Genomic DNA, 17795 nt, shown 5'->3' on the forward strand with positions numbered 1-17795 from the left:
AACGGCGCCTCGATCTCGGCGCGACCGAGCAGCTCGGTCATCCGGCGGCGGCGCTGACGCGGGATCAGCGTGACGACACGCCCCTCGTTGCCCGCGCGGCCGGTGCGGCCCGCCCTGTGCAGGTACGTCTTGAACTCATCCGGAGCATCGGCCTGCACGACCAGGTCGACGTCGTCGACGTGGATGCCGCGCGCGGCGACATCTGTGGCGACGAGCACCTGCGCCTTGCCCTTCGAGAAGCGCTCGATGTTGCGCGTGCGCTTGGCCTGGTTCAGGTCGCCGTGCAGCGCGATCGCGCGCAGCCCCGCGTCGTCGAACTGCTCGGCGAGCATCTCGGCGTAGGCGCGGGTGCGGGTGAACACGAGCGTCTTGCCGTCGCGATTGACGAGCTGCTCGAGGATCTCGGCCTTGCGGCGGTGCTCGACCACGATCACGCGGTGGTCGATCGTGCCGGTCTCCTGCGTCTCGCCGGCGACCTCGTAGACGGCGGGCTCGGTGAGGAACTCGTCGACGAGCGAGGCGACCTCGCGGTCGAGGGTCGCGGAGAACAGCAGCTTCTGGCCGCCGTCGGAGGTCAGGCGCAGGATGCGCTGCACCGGCTCGAGGAAGCCGAGCTCGCACATGTGGTCGGCCTCGTCGATCACGCTGGTGGTGATGCTCGACAGGTCGAGTTTGCGCTGCTTGTGCAGATCCTCGATCCGGCCGGGCGTTCCGATCACGATGTCGACGCCCTTCTTCAGCGCGCCGACCTGACGCCCCTGCGGAACGCCGCCGTAGATCTGCGTCGTGAACAGGCCCACGGCGCGGGCGATCGGCTGCACAGTGCGGTCGATCTGCAGCGCCAGCTCGCGGGTCGGAGCCAGGATGAGGGCGACGGGTGCGCGGCCGAACTCGCGCTTGGTGCCCTTCTGCGCGCGCAGGATGCGCTCGACCAGCGGTGCGCCGAACGCGATCGTCTTGCCGGAGCCGGTGCGGCCTCGGGCGAGCACATCGCGACCGTCGAGGATCGACGGGGCCGTCGACGCCTGGATCGGGAACGGAGCAGTCGCTCCCATCTCGGTGAGCACCCGCACGATGTTGTCGCCCAGGCCGAGGTCGGCGAAGGTCGCCTCGGCGACCTCGCCGGCGTCGACCGCCTGCGCGGTGAGCTTCTCATGCACGACGTCGATGCGGTCCTCCTGCGCACGGGTGCGCGGCGCCTGCTGCTGCTCGCGGTTCTCGCGCCATGCCCGCTCGCCCGCGTGCTCGGTGCGGCCGGATGCGTTATCGCTGCGGTCGGAGCGGGCACCGGATGATCGTGACCCGCGGTCGTCGCGCGTGCCGGGGCGACGGTCGTCGCGGTCGAAGCGCGAGCCTGCTCCGCGGTCGTCGCGCGAGGCGGCGCTTCGGTCATCGCGACCGAAGCGCGATCCGGATCGACGGTCGTCGCGGCCGAACGAGCGCTCGCCTCCGCGATCGGGGCGACGGTCGCCGGAGCGCCCCTCTCCGCCGAACCGGCTGTCGCGGTGCCCGTATCCGCCGCGGTCTGCGTCGCCGCGGGTGTCACGGCGACGGTCATCGTTCGATGCGCGGCCGCGCTGGAAGCGGTCGGCCCCGCGGGCATCGCCGAAGCGACGCTCCCCGGCGGAACGGTCGTCGCGGTGCCCGCGGCCGCCGCCGTCGAAGCCGCGATCAGCGCGGTCCGCATCGCGACGACGTGCATCCCGGTCCGCGCCGCGGCGATCGGCCTCGAAGCGGCCGTTCCCGCCCCGACGGTCACGGTCGAAGGAGTTCCCTCCGCGCTCAGCACGGTCGCCCCGACGCTCGTCGCCGAAGGTGCGTCCGCCGCGGCGGTCATCGCCCTGGCGACGGTCGCGGTTGTCGGCGTCGAAACGGCTGCCGTGGCGGGTGTCGTTCCCGCGGCGGTCTCCGTCGAAGGAGCGCCCGCCGCGCTCGAACCGGTCGCCTCCGCGTGCGTCGCGGTCGTTCCCGCGATGCCCGCGGTCGTCGCGCTCCGCACCGCGGGCGCCGCGACGGTCGTCGCCGAACCGATCGTTCCCACGGCCGCCGAAGCGGTCGCCGGCGCGCCCGCCGCGACGGTCTCCGTCGAATGATCGGCCGCCGCCATCCCGCGAAGACGGGCGCGACTCGTCACGGCCGCCGCGCACGGGGCGACTCGACCCGCCGTTGTCGCGGGAGAAGGCGCGGGCATTGTCACGACCGGCGCGGTCCTCGTCCGTCCAGCGCTGCTTGCGCGCGCCGGGACGCTCGGTCGACTGGCCGCGGTGCGAGGACTTCTTCGCGTAGCGCGGATCGAAGTTCTTCGCGGGGCGCCCGCCTGCGGGCTTCTTGTTCTTAGGCATGCTGAATCAGCACCTTCCAGGTGTTCTGCGGCCTCATGCGGACCACAACCACACCCGTGCACCGTGCACGGCATCCCAAAGCCGACCCTTCAGGATACCGCCCCGCCCTGAGAAACGTCTCTGCCCCATCCGGATCCGCACCGTACGCCAAGATGGAGACAGCAGAGCTCACGAAGGAGGACGTCATGTCGACGCACGCCCCGGTCGATCCCACCGGCCAGCAGATCAGGCTCTCCCGCGGAGCCGTGACCGCCCGCATCGCCCAGGTGGGTGCGGCGCTGCGCGGGCTCACCGTCGACGGCGCCGACCTCGTCGCCGGCTACCCCGACGGCGTCAAGGCGCCAGGGGCATCCGGGATCGTGCTCGTGCCGTGGCCGAACCGCGTGCGCGACGGGCGATGGAACCATGACGGGGCGGAGCAGCAGCTGCCGATCAGCGAGCCGAAGTTCCGCAACGCCAGCCACGGCCTGCTGCGCTTCACCCCGTACGACATCGAGCAGACCGATGCCGCGGCGACGCTGCGCGCGCGGATCTTCCCGCAGAACGGGTACCCGTTCGCGCTCGACACCGCGGTCACGTACGCGCTGACGGATGACGGCATCCGGGTGACCCACTCCATCCGGAACATCGGCGCCGATCCGGCACCGGTCGCCGTCGGCGCGCACCCCTACCTCGCAGTCGGCGACGCCGATCCTGCGGAGGTCACCGTGACCGGCACCGGAACGACCTGGCTCGAGACCGATGAGCGCATGCTGCCGATCGCCGAGCACCCCGTGGGCGAGGCGACCGACCTCCGCGCGGGGCGCGCGCTCGGCGCGGGGTTCATGGACCGCTGCTACGCGAACCTCACCCGCGATGCCGACGGGCTCGCGCGCACGACGCTGACGGCCCCGGACGGCCGGGCCACCACGCTGTGGCAGGGCGAAGGGCTCGACTACACCCACATCTTCATCACAGACGGCTACCCCGGCCGCAGCCACGCGGTCGCGATCGAGCCGATGAGCGCCCCGGCCGATGCGCTCAACTCGGGCCGCGGGCTGCGCAGCCTCGCCCCGGGCGAAGAGCTGACGTTCGAGTGGGGCGTGGTCCGCACCGCCTGACGCGCGGGGCTCGGAGCGCTTCCACTGCTCGCGAGATGCGCACGTCTTCGACATCCGGGCGTCCAGAACGGCGCATCTCGGCGAAGAGTGCGCATCTCGGCAGCAGGGCATGCGTCAGCGGGGGCGGAGAACCTCGCGCAGTTCGGCGCGGCGGGTGACGCCGAGCTTGCGGTAGATGGCGGCCAGCTGGTTGTTCACCGTGTGGGGCGATACGCCGTGCCGCTCGGCGATCTCCTTCGTCGTGAAGCGTTCAGCGGCCAGTCGAGCGACCTCGCGCTCCCGTTCGGTCAGCTGCGCCGAACGATCGGGCTGCCCCGCCCACAACGGCATCCCCGGCGCACCCGTCAGCAGCTCCGCCGCGCGCACCGAGCACCTCCTCGCCTGCAGCTCCGCTGTCGCGTCCTGCGTCGGCCGGATGGACAGCCCCATCCAGATGTCGGCGGCCGTTGAGACGAGCCCGAGTTCGGCGGCCTCCTCGGCGAGCGCATCGAGCGCGTCCGCATCCCCTGACATCACTGCCTCAGCGTGCTGGACGAACAGCTCGAGCATGCCGCCCCCGGCCAGCGACGCCGCATGCCGCAGCACGGCCGCGGCGGCAGGCACGTCGTGTCCGAGCCTCGCGGCGCAATGAGCCAGCATGCCGCCGAAGTACGTGTGCTGCGCGGCCAGCAGCCCTTCGGCGGTCGCCAGAAGCGTCTCCCCCGCCTCACCGCGGCGCCCCTCGAGGTACGAACCGCGCGCACGGACCCAGCCGCCCAGCATCACCACCTTCGGGTCGTCGACCGCGGCATCCGGAACCTGTTCGAACGCCTGCGCCGACTGTGCGGCGCGGCCTGCGGCCGATGCCGCCGCCCCGGTGAGCGCGTGTGCGGCGGGAAGGAGCCCTGCCGTATCCCGCCAGTCGAGATGAGCGGTCGCGGACTGCGCCGCCCGAAGCGCGGCATCCGCGCCGGCGGAGAACAGCTCGAGCACGCCGAGCGCATACTCCCAGGCCCCGAGACTCTCCGGCGTCCGGGAGCCGGCCGAGGCGATCGCCTCGCGGATCCGGCGGCGCGTCGCGAGCACGTCGCCGCTGTACGACAGCGCCATCACCTCGGCGAGATCGATCAGCGAGGCGCCGCCAGGAACCAGGGCGAGCACCTCATCCGGAATGCGCCGCAGATCGGGCAGCAGCCGTTCCGCTTCGCCGAGCGGCCCGGAGATGAGCCCGCCCATCGCCGTCGTGATCAGCCCCAGCGCGGTCTCGGCACCCATAGCGCCGACGTCCGCCACAGGGCTCGCTTCGACGCGCTCGCTCTGCGTTCCGGCCACGGAGGCCCACCGCATCCGAGCCCGTGCCAGATGCGCAGCTGCGGTGTCGTCGTCGACGACGGCCGCCGCGTCCGTGAGCACCGCGAGCGCCGCAGCCGCGTCATGCCGACGGACCCCGAGATGCTGCGCCATGGCGAGCGCGACCGACACGCGCTCGGCATCGGTGCGGACGTGCATCTGCGCGGCGCGGAAGGCCGCATCCGCCTCGGATGTCTCGCCGAGAGCGGAGGCCGCCGACCCCACCACGCGGTGGGCCGCCGGGTTCGTCGGGTCGCCGGCGAGCGCCGCCTTCGCGGCCAGAAGCGCCAGGGGCTCGTCGAACGCTCCCAACGCGTGCTCGGCGAGCCCGACCGCCGCGTCGGGGTCGATCTCGTATCCGTACCGGACGGCGAGCGCATCGGCACGGCGCGCAGCATCCGGGCTGCCGCTCGCGGACGCATCACGAAGCGCCCTGATCGACTCTCCGGCCAGTTCCCGCCGCAGAGCAGCCGACCCGCGAGTTCGGAGGTGCTCGACGTCGAGCGGGTGGATCAGGCGAATCCATCCGGATGCCGTCGGTTCGATGAGCCCCGCATGTGCGAGCGCACGGCGATCAGCGGGGGCGATGGCCGCCGACGGATACTCGCCGGCGAGCGCAGCGCACGTGACGGCTTCGACGGCCGACAGGTCCAGAGCGGCGAGCTTCGCCTCCGCCCGCTCGGCCAGGCGCGGTGTCGGCATCGGGGCGTCGCGCAGCTCCCATCCGTGCTCGGATTCTACGAGCCGGTCGGAGTCGCGCGATCCGGCGATGAGCTCGGTCAGCTGCAGCGGACTGCCTCCGCTCGCGAGCGCGAGTTTCGATACGGCCGCGGGCGTCGCCGGGCCGCCGAGTTCGCGTTCGATGATCTCGGCGGCCTCGGCACTCGTCAGCGGAAGCACGCTGACCGGGGCCAGGTCACCGCTGTCGCAGAGCGCGCGCACGCCGTCGGGCACAGCCGCGATGTCGGTGGCGGTGAGGATCGCGGGGAGCCTGGTGGTCTGCACCAGCTTGAGGATCACGAACAGGGAGGCAGGATCGACGTGCTCGACGCCGTCGACCAGCAGCGCGCTGGTCGAGCGCCGACGGGCGAACGCATCGATGATCCCGGCGGGGCTGCTCGGCATGGTGACGGCGAGCTCGGCGACGCCGAGGAACAGTCCCAGCGGCACGTCGCCGCCGACGCTGTGGGCTGCGAGCACCGGGGCCGTCGAGCCGCGCCGCTGCAGCTTGGCGCTGGCGGCGCGCAGCATCCGGCTCTTCCCTGCACCGTGCGCGCCCGTGACAAGAAGCCCGCGTCCGGCCGCAGCGTGCTGCTCATCCAACAGGTCGAGCAGCTGCTCGCTCCCCATCGGTCCGACGGTCCACCCCATGGCCGTGCCTCCCTGCCTCCTCGCAACGATTCACTGCGGTCGGTGAGGGCTGCATAGTGCTTTTCTCACTATGGAGCCGAGTGTTCGGCTCAGCCTAGCGTGAGACCGCGCTTCCGCCCTCGGATGCGTCGGCGTTCGGCGCTCCGCCGCCGTCGCATCACCGAACGCGGCGGCAGGCATCGAAATCGTGCACGAAGGAGAGAACAATGACCGACTACGCGTCACCACAGCAGGAAGGGTCCGCCCCGCAGGCTGCGGGCATCGATCCCAAGGTCGGCGGCCTGCTCGCATACTTCACGTGGATCGGTGGGCTCATCATGCTGCTCACCCAGAAGCACTCTGAGGTCCGGTTCCACGGGGCCCAGTCGATTCTGTTCAACATCGCGCTGTTCGCGATCTACCTGGTGATCGGAGTCCTTCAGTTCATCGCCGGGCTGATCTTCTGGGCACTGGGCCTGGCCGTCGGCGTCCTCTATGCGCTTGCCGCCGTCGGCGGTCTGGTGCTCTGGATCGTGCTGGCCGTCAAGGGCTACGGGCTCGTCCACTACCGGCTGCCGGTGATCGGGAAGATCGCCGAGAAGTGGGCCGCCTCGTGAGACGTCGGCGGCTCCCCTCGATCGATGACGTTCCGCACGTGAAGAAGGACTAGGACATGCGCCGCACACCCGTGTTCGCACGAATCACAGGCATCGCACTCGGAGCCGCAGCCGTCTGCGCGCTCACCGGGTGCTTCAGCAACCCGCTCGACGACATGTCGGAGGGCCTCGCCCAGGGCGGCGCGGAGAAGATCGTCGAGGGCATCACGGAAGGCGAGACCGACGTCGAGTTCGGCGACATCCCCGACGACTTCCCCGATGAGATCACGCTCGTCTCGGACACCGTCGTGCAGGGCATGTCGATCAATTCGGATGACGGCACGGGCACGATGGTGATGGTGTCCGACTCCCGCAGCGTCGACGAGCTCGCGCAGCAGGTCAAGACGGATTTTGCGGACTGGGAGGAGACCGTGTGGAGCGACATGGGCGAGATGGTGACGGGGATATACACGCTCGACGAAACACTGTCGGTCACGGTCGGCATCGTCGAAGGCTCCGGTGACGAAGACACCATGGTCTCCTACACCGCCATCGTCACGGAACCCTGACCCGCTGAACGGCCGCCGGCGCGGTCGCCACACCCCGCCTGCCCCGCACCACCGGGCTGCCGAGATGCGCACTTTTTCGACATCCGGGGCGACCAAAGCGGCGCATCTCGGCGAAAGGTGCGCATCTCGGCAGCTGGGCGCGGGTCAGTTCTGGTGGCGGGCGCGGCGGGTCTGGACGGGTGAGGCCGCGGGGAGGGCGTGCGCCGACTCCTGGTCGTCCGGATGCTGCACGGTGACCGTCACGATCGGGGTCTCGCCCGGCACAGCGCCCGGGCGATGCACGTCGACGACCGTCTGGCCGCGCTGCTGCGCGCGGGTCATCGGCTCCGTCGGCGTCACGACCGTGCCGGTCGTGCGTTCGACGTCCGTACCCGGACGGGTCGTATGCGCATCTCCCCCGGTGCTGCGACTCCCGCCCGCCCCGGAGCCGATGGTGCCCGGTGAGGCGCCGTCACCTGCGGCACGGCCGTCGCCTGACGCCGCATCGCCGCCGGAGAGCACAGGGATCTGGGCGTCCGCGGGGCCTGCGGGCTCCGCGCGGTCGTCGTCCTGGCTGATGCCGTGCCCGCCATGGCCGCCGCTAGGTGCATCCGGAGCCTGGCTGCCTCCGCCATCCGGCCCCTCGCCGCGTCGGGCCCGGCGACGCTCGCGCGCGCCCTCGACGAGGTTGTACAGCGTGGGCAGCACGATCAGTGTCAGGAACGTCGACGAGACGAGGCCGCCGATCACCACGATCGCGAGGGGCTGCGAGATGAATCCGCCGTGACCGGTGATCCCGAGCGCCATCGGTGTGAGGGCGAAGATCGTCGCCAGCGCCGTCATCAGAATGGGGCGCAGACGCATCGACGACCCGGCGAGCGTGGCGTCGTGAGCGCTCAGCCCGTGCCGGTCGCGGTACTGGTTGACGAGGTCGACGAGCACGATCGCGTTGGTGACCACGATGCCGATCAGCATCAGCACGCCGATGAGCGAGGCGACACCGAGCGGCACGCCGGTGACCACCTGCAGGATGATGGCGCCCGTCGCCGCGAACGGCACGGAGACCAGCAGCAGCAGCGGCTGGCGCAGCGACTTGAAGGTCGCCACCATCACGACGTAGATGATCAGGATCGCCGCGAGCATCGCGATGCCGAGCTGTGTGAACGAGTCCTGCTGCTCGGTGGCGACACCGCCGATGTCGGCGCTGGCGCCCTCCGGCAGGTCGGCCGCGTCGATCGCCTGCTGCACCGACGTCGTCGCAACGGTGAGGTCGTCGCTGGACGGCGGCACCGTGATCGTCGCGGTCAGCCGCCCCTCGACGGTCGTGATCGACGCGGGCGAGGAGCTCTCGGTCACCTCTGCGATGTCGTCCAGCGCGATGACGCCAGTCGCCGTGGGCACGTCGAGCTCCTGCAGCTCGGAGATCGTCATCGGCGGCTCGTCGCTGGCGAGGTAGATCGTGACGGATCGGTCGTCGAGCTCGATCGTGCCTGCCTGCTGAGGCTGCATCGCCTGGTCGACCAGGTTGCCGACGGCGGCCTCGCTCAGCCCGCGCTCGGCTGCCGCTTCGCGGTCGACCTGCACCTGGATGAACGGCAGCGCCGCCTGGAGGTTGTGGGTGACCTCGCCGATTCCGTCCTTGCCGTCGATCTCCCCGACGAGGGTCTCGGTCGCCTCGCGCACCTCGTCCGACGTACCGGCGGAGACCTCGACGGTGATATCGGACGACCCCATGCCAGCGGAGGCCGCGACGGTGAGCTCTCCCGCATCGTCGCCGAGCTCGTCGAGCGCGGTCTGCACGTCGTCGCGCAGCTGCTCCTGGTCGGCATCCGGATCGGTCATCACCGAGAACGTGATGCCGCCGCCTCCCATCAGGGGCGAGCCGCTCGAACCGATCGACACCTGCACGTCGTCGACGCCGTCGACGGTCTGCAGCTGCTCCTCGACCTGCTGCGCGGCGGCATCCTGCTCATCGAGGCTGGCGGCGTCGCCGACCTCCTGCGAAACCGTCAGCGTGTTCTGGCCGGAGTCGCCGAGGAACGAGATCTTCATCATCGGAGCGAGCATCACGGTGCCGATCATCACGATCGCGGCGAGGCCGAGCGTCGACCACGAGTGCCGCAGCGTCCACCGCAGGATCGGCGCGTATGCCTTCTGCAGTCGCGACGGCGGCGCAGCCGGATCCTCCGGGTCGATCGCGCGGCCGTGCTCGTCGAGGAGCGGTCTGCCCGGCTTCATGAACCAGTACGCGAGCACCGGCACGATCGTGAGCGCGACCAGCAGCGAGGCGAGCATCGCGATCGTCACCGTCATCGCGAACGGCCGGAACAGCTCGCCCACCATGTCGCCGACGAAGGCGATCGGGAGGAAGACGGCCACGGTGGTGATCGTCGATGCGGTGATCGCGCCTGCCACCTCCTTGACCGCGAGCCGGATCGCCGCGCCCTTGTCCGCACCTTGGACGTAGTGGCGCTTGATGTTCTCGATCACCACGATCGAGTCGTCGACGACGCGGCCGATCGAGATCGTGAGCGCGCCGAGCGTCAGCATGTTGAGCGAGTAGCCGAAGGCCTGCATGCTCGCGAACGAGATCAGCACGCTCGTCGGGATCGAGATCGCCGTGACGAGGGTGGAGCGGATCGAGAGCAGGAACACCAGGATGACCAGCACCGCGAACACGAGGCCGAGCAGTCCCTCGACAGCGAGGGTCTCGATCGAGTCGGTGATGAACGGGGCCTGGTCGAAGACGACCGTATATTCCGCTCCGGGAATCTGACTGATCACGTCATCGAGAGCCGCCGTCACACCGTCGGACACATCAACCGTGTTGCCGTCGGGGAGCTTCGTGATCGAGATCGAGATCGCGTCCTCGCCGTTGACGCGCGAGACAGATGAGACGGGATCGTTCTCGAGTGCCACGTCGGCGACGTCGCCGATCGTCCTGGCATCCGGTGCCGTCTGCTCGCCCGTGAGCGGGTCGGTCTGCGGCTGGCCGACCAGCGGCAGCGCCCTGATGGCGTCGACCGATGTGAGACGGTCGCCGGTCTGCACGGTGAGCGTCTCACCGTCCTGCGTGATCTCGCCGCCGGGAAACAGCGAACCGTTCTGCTGCAGCGCGTCGGTGATGGCCTGCTGGCTGTATCCGCTCGAAGCGAGTTCGTCGGCATCCGGAGTGATCGTGATCCGTTCGCCCGTCGCACCGACGAGCGAGGCCGATGCGACGCCGTCGACGTCCTCGATCTCGGGGATCACGATGGTGTCGAGGCGGTCCTGGATCGTGCCGTCGTCGTCGTAGCCGCTGATGGCGACCTGCACGACGGGCAGATCGTCGATCGAGATCGCCAGCACGCGCGGATCGACGTCTTGCGGCAGGGTGTCTGCGATGCCGTTGATCGCCCGCTGCACATCCTGCTCGGCTGTGGCCATGTTCGTGCCGTAATCGAACATCGCCTGCACCGTCGACGCATTGGTCGAACTGGTGGCGCTGGTCGCGTCGATGCCGTCGACTGCCTGGAGCGCCTCCTCGATCGGCGTCGAGATGTCTTCCTCCACGACGTCGGGCGATGCGCCTGGATAGGTCGTGGTGACCATCAGGGAAGGCAGCTCGATCGAAGGGATCAGCTCCTGCTTGAGGTTGGTCAGGCTCAAGCCGCCGAAGATGGCGGCACAGATGGTGATGAGCGCGATCAGGGCGCGGTTCTTCAGGCTGAGGACGGCAAGTTTCGACACAGAAAGAGCTCTCGGTCGGGGTGCGAAGAAGCCGGAACGAACCAATACAGTCTTGTATCCAGCGCTCTCAGTCTGGCATACCAGGGCGCACGCCACCCTGTGGCTTTCCCCCGGATCGCGGGCGCAGCGGGACTCCCACGCGACCCTCGCGTCACGGCACCGGCGGCGCTCCCGCTACGAGGTACCCGAGCATCGACGCGGCCACGCACGCCGCAAGCGTGCCGACGGCGTTGCCGATCGCGCCGCCGCGCCGGCCGGCGAGCCACAGCCCCACCGCGTCGGCGTTCACCGTGCTGAACGTCGTATACCCACCGAGGAATCCGGCGGACGCCATCGCCGCGAACGGAGCGACGGGTTCGACCAGCGCGTGCACCAGCGCCATCGCGAAGCACCCGGTGACGTTGACGAGCATGATCGCCCAGGGGAACCCGCGCGGGGTCCGCAGCGACTGATCGACGATCCATCGCACACCGGCGCCGATGCCCCCGCCGACGGCAACGCACACGATCGCCCACACGGTCACTCCCGGCCTCCTCGTTCGCGGGATATCCGGCGCCCGAGCAGCACCCCTGCGAGCGCCGCCGCGAACGGCAGAGCGATCACCACGATCAGCCCGATCAGGCCGGTGAACGCCGCCGCCCCGGGTGAGTCACCGGCCGCCCTCAGCGGCCAGACGCCGAGCAGCGGCGCCAGCGCGCTGTACGAGGTGAAGCCGCCGAGCATGCCTGTGCCGAGGAACGCGCGAAGGCGCACACGGTCGCCGACGGCGCCGTTGACGAGGCCGAGCAGTGCGCTGCCGAGGGTGTTGACCGACAGCAGCATGACCAGCCCGGAGACGGACGCATCGGGCGGGTCGAACGGCAGCGTCAGCAGCCCGCGCGCGAGGGCGCCGATCGCGCCGCCGAGCACGATGAGCGGAAGCAGCCCCCAGCGGATCGGGGTTCGCTCGAATCGCACGGTCACGACGGCAACGCTACCGCGCAGGGCGGACCCCGTCTGCGCTGCTCGCCGGCCGCCCGCGGCACGGCGAGCACGATCGACACCTGCACGCGCGCGGAACCACTGGCACCGTCGGCGCGCGACGCGTCTAGCGCCAGAACAGCGCCACCGCGACGTTGGCCATGGCCACGATGCCGGTGACCAGCAGAATCGGCCTGAGCGACGCGTCGTCCTGCCCCTTCCTGGTGAGCGAACGCGAGCGTCCCCAGCCCACGGCGGCGAGCGCGAGCACGATGACAGCGATCGAGAGCTTGACGGTGAACTTCCATCGGTCGACGTCGAGGTCGCCGACCTCGCGCACGGCGACGAGGGCGAACCCGCTCACGAGCGAGACGATCGACCCGATCAGGAGCGGACGGAAGTCGAACCCGCGCCGCCACGGCATCTGCAGGATGTAGGAGCCGATGATCGCCGCCAGGCCGATGATGTGGACGAAGATCAGGGAGTAGCGCAGGAGCTCGATGGGTGACACGGTCGACCTTTCAGGGTGAGTGAGCGTTTACTTACCCATAGACTGATGCTCACCCGATGTGTTGTCAACCCGAAGGTGGTGCGCGTGAGTGCGAGGGAACGAATCCTGGACGCGGCGGCCGAGCTCATGCGGACGAGAGGCCTGGCCGAGACGACGACGCGCGCGATCGCTCAGGAAGCGGGCTGCTCCGAAGCCCTGCTCTATAAGAACTTCAGCGACAAGCAGCACATCTTCACCGCCGTGCTGAAGGAGCGGATGCCGCGCCTGAGCGCACCGGATGCCCTCATCGGCGAGGCGACGGTCGCCGCGAACCTCACGTCCATGGTCGCCGAGCTCATCGCGTTCTACCGCGAGAGCTTCCCGATCGCCGCCTCGATGCTGGGCAGCGCCTCCCTGCGCGCGGCGCACCGGGAGAGCGTCGGGCGTCTCGGCAGCGGTCCGGACGTGCCGGCGCAGATCGTGCAGCGGTACATCGACGGAGAGCTCGCAGCCGGTCGCATCCGGGAGAGCACGGACTCCATCGCCATCGCCCGCCTGCTCACGGGCGCGGCGCTGTTCGAAGCGCTCCAGGCCGCCTACAGCGACGATCCGCTCGACGACCCGCAGGACCTCGCGCACCCGATCGTCGCCGCCGCGCTCCGCGGACTGCAGTAGCCGGTTCGAGGCTTTGCCGCCTCGTGGGCGGCAGAGCCCCCGCCCGTCGCCGGCGCTCTCGCACCAGCAGCACGGCACGAGGGCGGGGCCTGTACATCCGACCCCGCCCTCGTTCGCTCTACAGGTTCGCCTCCGCGTAGATGCGCAGGGCATCGCGCACGAACGTCGCGCCGGCGGTGCCGCCGTAGTTCGCGGCGAAGCGGTCGTCGGCGACGTACATGTCACCGAGGCCGATCACGTAGCCCTTCACGTCTCCGCCGTGTGCGGCGGGCGTTCCGGGCACGCCGGTCAGCCACTCGACGTGGCGTCGCGCGAGCGCCTGCGCCTCCGCAGAGCTCGAGTCGATGCCCGCCTCAGCGGCGGACGCCCAGTCGCGGCCGAGCCGCGCGATGCGCTCCTGCCAAGCCGCCTTGTCTTCGGCCGACATCCCGCGCCACCAGCGGTCGCCCGCGGCGTACGCGTCGGCTCCCCAGCGCGACTCGACCTCGTCGCGATACTGCGTGTGGTCGAAGCCGTCGAACATCTTGTCTGCCATGAGTTCCTCTCCTTTCTCGCGCGCCTGGATTGTCGTCTCCACGGCGGCGATCTGCCGCCCGATCCGGTCGCGCTCCTGCTCCAGCCACCCGAGATGCGCCTTCAGCGCCCGCTTCTCATCCGCCTCGTTCTCGAGAACGTCGCGGATGCGCGGAAGCGACAGCCCGAGCTCGCGCAGCAGCAGAATGCGCTGCAGACGCACGAGCGCCGACTCGTCGTAGTACCGATAGCCGTTGCTTCCGATACGGGTGGCGGGAAGCAGCCCCTCGTCGCCGTAGTGACGAAGCGCGCGGCTCGTCGTGCCCGCGGCTCTCGCGATCTGCTGGATCGACCACTCCATGACTGCTCCTCTCCTCTTTCCCTCAGGTGAAGACAACGCTAAATGTTGACGCAACGTCAAGGTCAACCTCCAACTGCGATTCCTTCCTGCGAGCTTTCTGAGCAGTGTTGCATCTCGCGCTATATCGTGTTTCACTCGTTCATATCGAGATATATCTCGAATTTCGCGTGATCCGGTCGAACCGGATCACGAAGACGATGGGAGAGAACATGGCAGTGGAGAAGTGGCTCATCCACCCCGGCGACACGAGGGTGATCGATGTCGAGGGCGTGCTCTCCCTCAAGGTCGGGCTCGTGGGCGGACAGGTCGATCTGATCGCGCACGATGACCCGGAGACAAGGGTCGAGGTGCGCGGCGTGACCGTGAAGGACCTCCGGATCGAGATGGCCGGCGGCACGCTCGAGATCGACCACGCCCAACTCGGCTGGGACAACTTCCTCGAGGTGTTCCGCAACTTCGGCTCCGGCGGGCCGCGCGCCGAAGTGAGCATTGCCGCTCCCCGTGACGTCCTCGTCACACTCGGAGTGGTCAGCGCGGGTGCGCTGGTCGCCGGTTTCCACCGCGACGCGACCGTGAACACCGTTTCCGGCGACCTGCTCGTCGACGGCCACGTCGGCGACCTGAAGGCGAACGCCGTCTCGGGCGATGTGCAGGTGCGCGGGCTCGCCGGCAGCCTCTCGGCCAACACCGTCTCCGGCGACCTGACGGTTGCCGGCGATCTGGTGCGCACCGACGTCGACACGGTGTCGAGCACGACGTTCATCGACGCTTCCGGCCCTGTCGAGTCCATCTCGCACAACGGCGTCTCCGGCGCCGCGACGTTCCGGCTCGACGACGGCTACCCGGCGAACTACGCACTGCGTTCGGTGAGCGGGAACATGGTCGTCGACGGCGTCTCGCGCGGCGGACACGGGCCGTCGAGCTACGCCGGATCAGCCGGAACGCTGTCCGGCTCATTCGTCGATGTGAAGGTCCGCACGGTCGCCGGTGACATCACCGTGCTGCGGCGCAGCGGCTTCGCTCCCGAACCGACCAGGAGCGCCGATGCCGGTGCTGCGGCGGACAGCGCGGCCGGTGACGCCGATACGACATCCGGTTCCTCCGATGAGAAGGGAGCGCGCTGATGCCACCCGTCTTCTCGCACGGCGACCTGCGACTGTATCTGCTCCACCTGCTCGACGAGTCGCCGCGCCACGGCTACGACATCATGCAGGCGCTGTCCGAACGCACGGGTGGCACGTACACCCCCAGCGCCGGCACGATCTACCCACGCCTGGCGAAGCTCGCCGATGAGGGCCTCGTGACGAAGACGGCGGACGGCCGCAAGAGCGTGTATGCGGTCACGGATGCCGGGCGCGCCGAGGTGCACGGGCGTGCCGACGACGTCGCAGCCATCGAACGAGGCCTGTCCGATTCCGTCCGGCTGATCGCCGACGAGGTCCGTTCCAACGTGCAGGCCGCGATGAAGAGCCTGCGCGCCGACCTCGCCGCGGCCACCGCCGCGGAGAACAGGGCACCTCGCCAGCCGCGCAATCAGGACTCGCACATCGTCTCGCGCGAGCAGCTTCAGCGCGCAGAGGCCGTCATCGCGGAGTTCCGCGGCCGCATGCGAGCGGAGCTGCGCACGCATGTCGCCCGTGGGGGCGAGCTGTCGCCGCTCGTCGTCGACGACCTCTCCGCCGCACTCGACGCCGCGGCGGCCTCGGCGACCGGGGCACTCGAGCCGGCGGAGAGGATCTGAGGCTCAGTCCTCGGGGAACTCGTCGGCGTCGTCGAGCGGCTCGCCCTGCGGCACGACCAGCAGGGGCAGGTTCTGCCGATGCGAGAGGCGCGCCGCCACCGAGCCGGTGAAGAACTCGCGGATCGACTCACCGAAGCCGCGGTTGCGCGTGCCGACGACGATCAGCTTCGCATCGACCTTCTCCGTGAAGTGCTTGAGCGCGAGCGCCGGATCGCCGACGAGCTGGCGGGCTTCCCAGGTGACGCCGGAACCGACGAGCATCTCCGCCGCCTCGCGCTTGACGACGTCGAACTCCTCGGCGCCCGCGTCGACGTTGATGTCGATCGGCGCGGAATGCACGTATCCATCCGGATCCTCATACGTCACGAACCGTGTCACATCGACATGCACGACCACGAGCGTGGCTCCGAGAAGGCGCGCATAATGCGCCGCTTCCTTCACCACACGCGGATTCTGCCCGGGTGTCGCGCCGACGACAACCGCCCCGGCAAGTGCCGCGTCTTCCGCGGAGTTCTGGGGCTGCTCGCCCCCTTGTGCAGAGTTCTCCGACATCTGATTCGCCTCCTTCAGGTCGCCCGTCAGGCCGGTGCTTCCCGCCCTCGTGGTATCCTGAAGCCTACTCTTTCCGGCGGCATACGCTGGGTAACGTGAACGCATCGGGACAGTAACCCGTCAGCTTGATAGAGGGGGTCTCGCGCATGGGGCGTGGCCGTCAGAAGGCGAAGCACACAAAGATCGCCCGCGAACTCAAGTCGTATAGCCCTTCCGTGGACTACGACGCGCTCGAGCGCGAGCTCGCCAGCAAGAACGACGATGATCTGTACGTCGACCGCTGGGCAGATGAGTACGCGGACGAAGACGAAGACGAGGACTCCAAGGCCAACTACGCCTGAGACTTCGCCTTATGGCCGCGGGGTTCGCCCCGCGGCCATTTCGTGTGCCCATCCGCCTGCTGACGAACGCCACCGGATCCGACCCGGATGTCCGCAGCCGACCGGCATCAGCGCAAGCGCATCGTCCGCTTTGCCCTGACGACGCTCGAAGATCCGACCAGCCAGCGCCGGGCCGTGGTGATGCCGCGCGGCGGTCGACAGCCGCCCGCGTGCCAGGATGGTGACGTGAGCGCGCAGACGTCGGAATGGACCCCCACCGGGACCGGTTTCGCCATCGAGTTCACGAGCATCCGGATGTCGATGGCCCGGCTGACACTGGGGATCATCGGTGTCATCCTGATCGCCGCCGCGGTGCCGACGGTGCTGCTGATCCTGCTCGATCTGGTCGACGTGCTCACGGCGCATCGACGCGTGCTGGTTCTCGTGCTGTACGGGTTCGGCGTCGTCGCGGCGTTCGTGTTCATCCTGCTGTTCCGCCGCAGCGGGCGGGTGCGTCGCGTCGAGTTCTCGCAAGCGGGCATCGCGATCACCGACGGCACCGATCGGCTCGAGCATCCGTGGCACGAAGTGTCGCGCCTGACCATCCGAACCGACAGCGACTACGCCCGCATCGGCATCAGGTCGGCGCGCGGTCCGCTGACGCTGATGGCCGCCGTGCACACCATGTCGCTCAGCGCGGCAAGCGATCGCCCCGTGCTGCCGCCGGTTCCCGATGAGCTGCGCGCGCTCATCCGCGGCGCCGGTTTCGCGGAGACCGCCCCGCCGATGCGCGCACCCGGCTGCTGGCGCTACGGCCGCTGACGGGCGGACTTCGCCTCGCGCCTGCGCGCGCGAGATCTCCTCCACCACGCCCACGCCTTGGCGAGCTGACGTCTCAACCAGCGCGCCAGACGCTTCGCCCACGCGAATTCCGTGGCGAGGATGGCGAGCCCGCCGAAGACGATCAGCCATCCCGGCCCTGGAAGCGGCACGATGATCAGCCCGATCACGATGACGACGGCGCCGAGCAGCGCGATCAGCACGCGATAGGCGATCCGGATGACCGGATGGCGCCTGGCCAGCCATGTCCGGAATCGGTGCGTGCGGTGACGGGCCGCGCGCTCCAGCTCGTCGATCTCGGCGTCTGACACGCCCTGCGCGGTGGTGGTCACACTTCCATGACAGCATG

At 69.7% G+C, this 17795-nt stretch carries 17 protein-coding genes; 8 read left to right on the top strand and 9 right to left on the bottom strand.

Annotated elements, in window-relative coordinates:
- Positions 1–2342: DEAD/DEAH box helicase (locus DZG09_RS00790; protein ID WP_119695847.1), on the bottom strand; the 2342-nt coding region annotated here is incomplete at its 3' end.
- 185 nt (positions 2343–2527) lie between these two features.
- Between DZG09_RS00790 and DZG09_RS00795 the strand changes: the two genes are divergently transcribed.
- Positions 2528–3442, top strand: coding sequence for an aldose 1-epimerase family protein (locus DZG09_RS00795; RefSeq protein WP_119697301.1), 915 nt, complete (start codon positions 2528–2530; stop codon positions 3440–3442).
- 114 nt (positions 3443–3556) lie between these two features.
- Here the strand turns inward: DZG09_RS00795 and DZG09_RS00800 are convergent, their stop codons facing one another.
- Positions 3557–6142, bottom strand: a complete 2586-nt coding sequence (locus DZG09_RS00800) for a LuxR family transcriptional regulator (RefSeq protein WP_119695848.1) — start codon at positions 6140–6142, stop codon at positions 3557–3559.
- A 206-nt stretch (positions 6143–6348) separates the two neighbouring features.
- Here DZG09_RS00800 and DZG09_RS00805 point away from each other — a divergent pair, with 206 nt between their 5' ends.
- Positions 6349–6738: a DUF4870 domain-containing protein gene (locus DZG09_RS00805; RefSeq protein ID WP_119695849.1), complete on the top strand. Its 390-nt coding sequence runs from the start codon at positions 6349–6351 to the stop codon at positions 6736–6738.
- A gap of 56 nt (positions 6739–6794) precedes the next feature.
- Positions 6795–7286 carry a hypothetical protein gene (locus tag DZG09_RS00810; protein ID WP_119695850.1) on the top strand — a complete coding sequence of 164 codons (492 nt, stop codon included), beginning with the start codon at positions 6795–6797 and terminating at the stop codon, positions 7284–7286.
- Positions 7287–7430: 144 nt separating this feature from the next.
- Here DZG09_RS00810 and DZG09_RS00815 read toward each other — a convergent pair whose 3' ends face one another.
- The 4 genes from DZG09_RS00815 to DZG09_RS16470 form a co-directional block, all read right to left on the bottom strand.
- Positions 7431–10994, bottom strand: a complete 3564-nt coding sequence (locus DZG09_RS00815) for an efflux RND transporter permease subunit (RefSeq protein WP_205529016.1) — start codon at positions 10992–10994, stop codon at positions 7431–7433.
- Positions 10995–11145: 151 nt separating this feature from the next.
- A complete protein-coding gene (locus DZG09_RS00820; RefSeq protein WP_240423576.1) occupies positions 11146–11517 on the bottom strand; it encodes a fluoride efflux transporter FluC in 372 nt (123 codons plus the stop codon).
- Positions 11514–11957: a fluoride efflux transporter FluC gene (locus DZG09_RS16465; protein WP_162893076.1), complete on the bottom strand. Its 444-nt coding sequence runs from the start codon at positions 11955–11957 to the stop codon at positions 11514–11516. The genes DZG09_RS00820 and DZG09_RS16465 overlap by 4 nt, the downstream gene beginning before the upstream one ends.
- Before the next feature lie 124 nt (positions 11958–12081).
- Positions 12082–12465 carry a hypothetical protein gene (locus tag DZG09_RS16470; RefSeq protein ID WP_162893077.1) on the bottom strand — a complete coding sequence of 128 codons (384 nt, stop codon included), beginning with the start codon at positions 12463–12465 and terminating at the stop codon, positions 12082–12084.
- A gap of 84 nt (positions 12466–12549) precedes the next feature.
- Between DZG09_RS16470 and DZG09_RS00830 the strand changes: the two genes are divergently transcribed.
- Entirely contained in the window at positions 12550–13119 is a 570-nt protein-coding gene (locus tag DZG09_RS00830) for a TetR/AcrR family transcriptional regulator (RefSeq protein ID WP_162893078.1), read from the top strand.
- 118 nt (positions 13120–13237) lie between these two features.
- On the opposite strand, the gene DZG09_RS00835 is transcribed toward DZG09_RS00830, so the two are convergent.
- Complete coding sequence (locus tag DZG09_RS00835) at positions 13238–13993, bottom strand: MerR family transcriptional regulator (RefSeq protein ID WP_119695853.1); 756 nt, start codon at positions 13991–13993, stop codon at positions 13238–13240.
- A 209-nt stretch (positions 13994–14202) separates the two neighbouring features.
- Between DZG09_RS00835 and DZG09_RS00840 the strand changes: the two genes are divergently transcribed.
- The gene (locus DZG09_RS00840) at positions 14203–15117 is read left to right on the top strand and encodes a DUF4097 family beta strand repeat-containing protein (protein WP_119697303.1); all 915 of its coding nucleotides are present in this window, start codon (positions 14203–14205) and stop codon (positions 15115–15117) included.
- Positions 15117–15734 carry a PadR family transcriptional regulator gene (locus tag DZG09_RS00845; RefSeq protein WP_119695854.1) on the top strand — a complete coding sequence of 206 codons (618 nt, stop codon included), beginning with the start codon at positions 15117–15119 and terminating at the stop codon, positions 15732–15734. The genes DZG09_RS00840 and DZG09_RS00845 overlap by 1 nt, the downstream gene beginning before the upstream one ends.
- A gap of 3 nt (positions 15735–15737) precedes the next feature.
- On the opposite strand, the gene DZG09_RS00850 is transcribed toward DZG09_RS00845, so the two are convergent.
- Positions 15738–16286: a universal stress protein gene (locus tag DZG09_RS00850; RefSeq protein WP_119695855.1), complete on the bottom strand. Its 549-nt coding sequence runs from the start codon at positions 16284–16286 to the stop codon at positions 15738–15740.
- Positions 16287–16432: 146 nt separating this feature from the next.
- Here DZG09_RS00850 and DZG09_RS00855 point away from each other — a divergent pair, with 146 nt between their 5' ends.
- Together DZG09_RS00855 and DZG09_RS00860 are read left to right on the top strand one after the other, a co-directional pair.
- Positions 16433–16627 carry a DUF3073 domain-containing protein gene (locus DZG09_RS00855; protein ID WP_087054124.1) on the top strand — a complete coding sequence of 65 codons (195 nt, stop codon included), beginning with the start codon at positions 16433–16435 and terminating at the stop codon, positions 16625–16627.
- Between the two features lie 225 nt (positions 16628–16852).
- Positions 16853–17428, top strand: coding sequence for a hypothetical protein (locus DZG09_RS00860; RefSeq protein WP_162893079.1), 576 nt, complete (start codon positions 16853–16855; stop codon positions 17426–17428).
- Here the strand turns inward: DZG09_RS00860 and DZG09_RS00865 are convergent.
- The gene (locus DZG09_RS00865) at positions 17416–17778 is read right to left on the bottom strand and encodes a TIGR02611 family protein (RefSeq protein WP_240423578.1); all 363 of its coding nucleotides are present in this window, start codon (positions 17776–17778) and stop codon (positions 17416–17418) included. The two genes, DZG09_RS00860 and DZG09_RS00865, sit on opposite strands and share 13 nt — an antisense overlap.
- Positions 17779–17795 lie beyond the last annotated feature (17 nt).

Origin of the sequence: Microbacterium halotolerans (genome assembly GCF_003569805.1) — a bacterium.
Taxonomy (GTDB): domain Bacteria; phylum Actinomycetota; class Actinomycetes; order Actinomycetales; family Microbacteriaceae; genus Microbacterium; species Microbacterium halotolerans.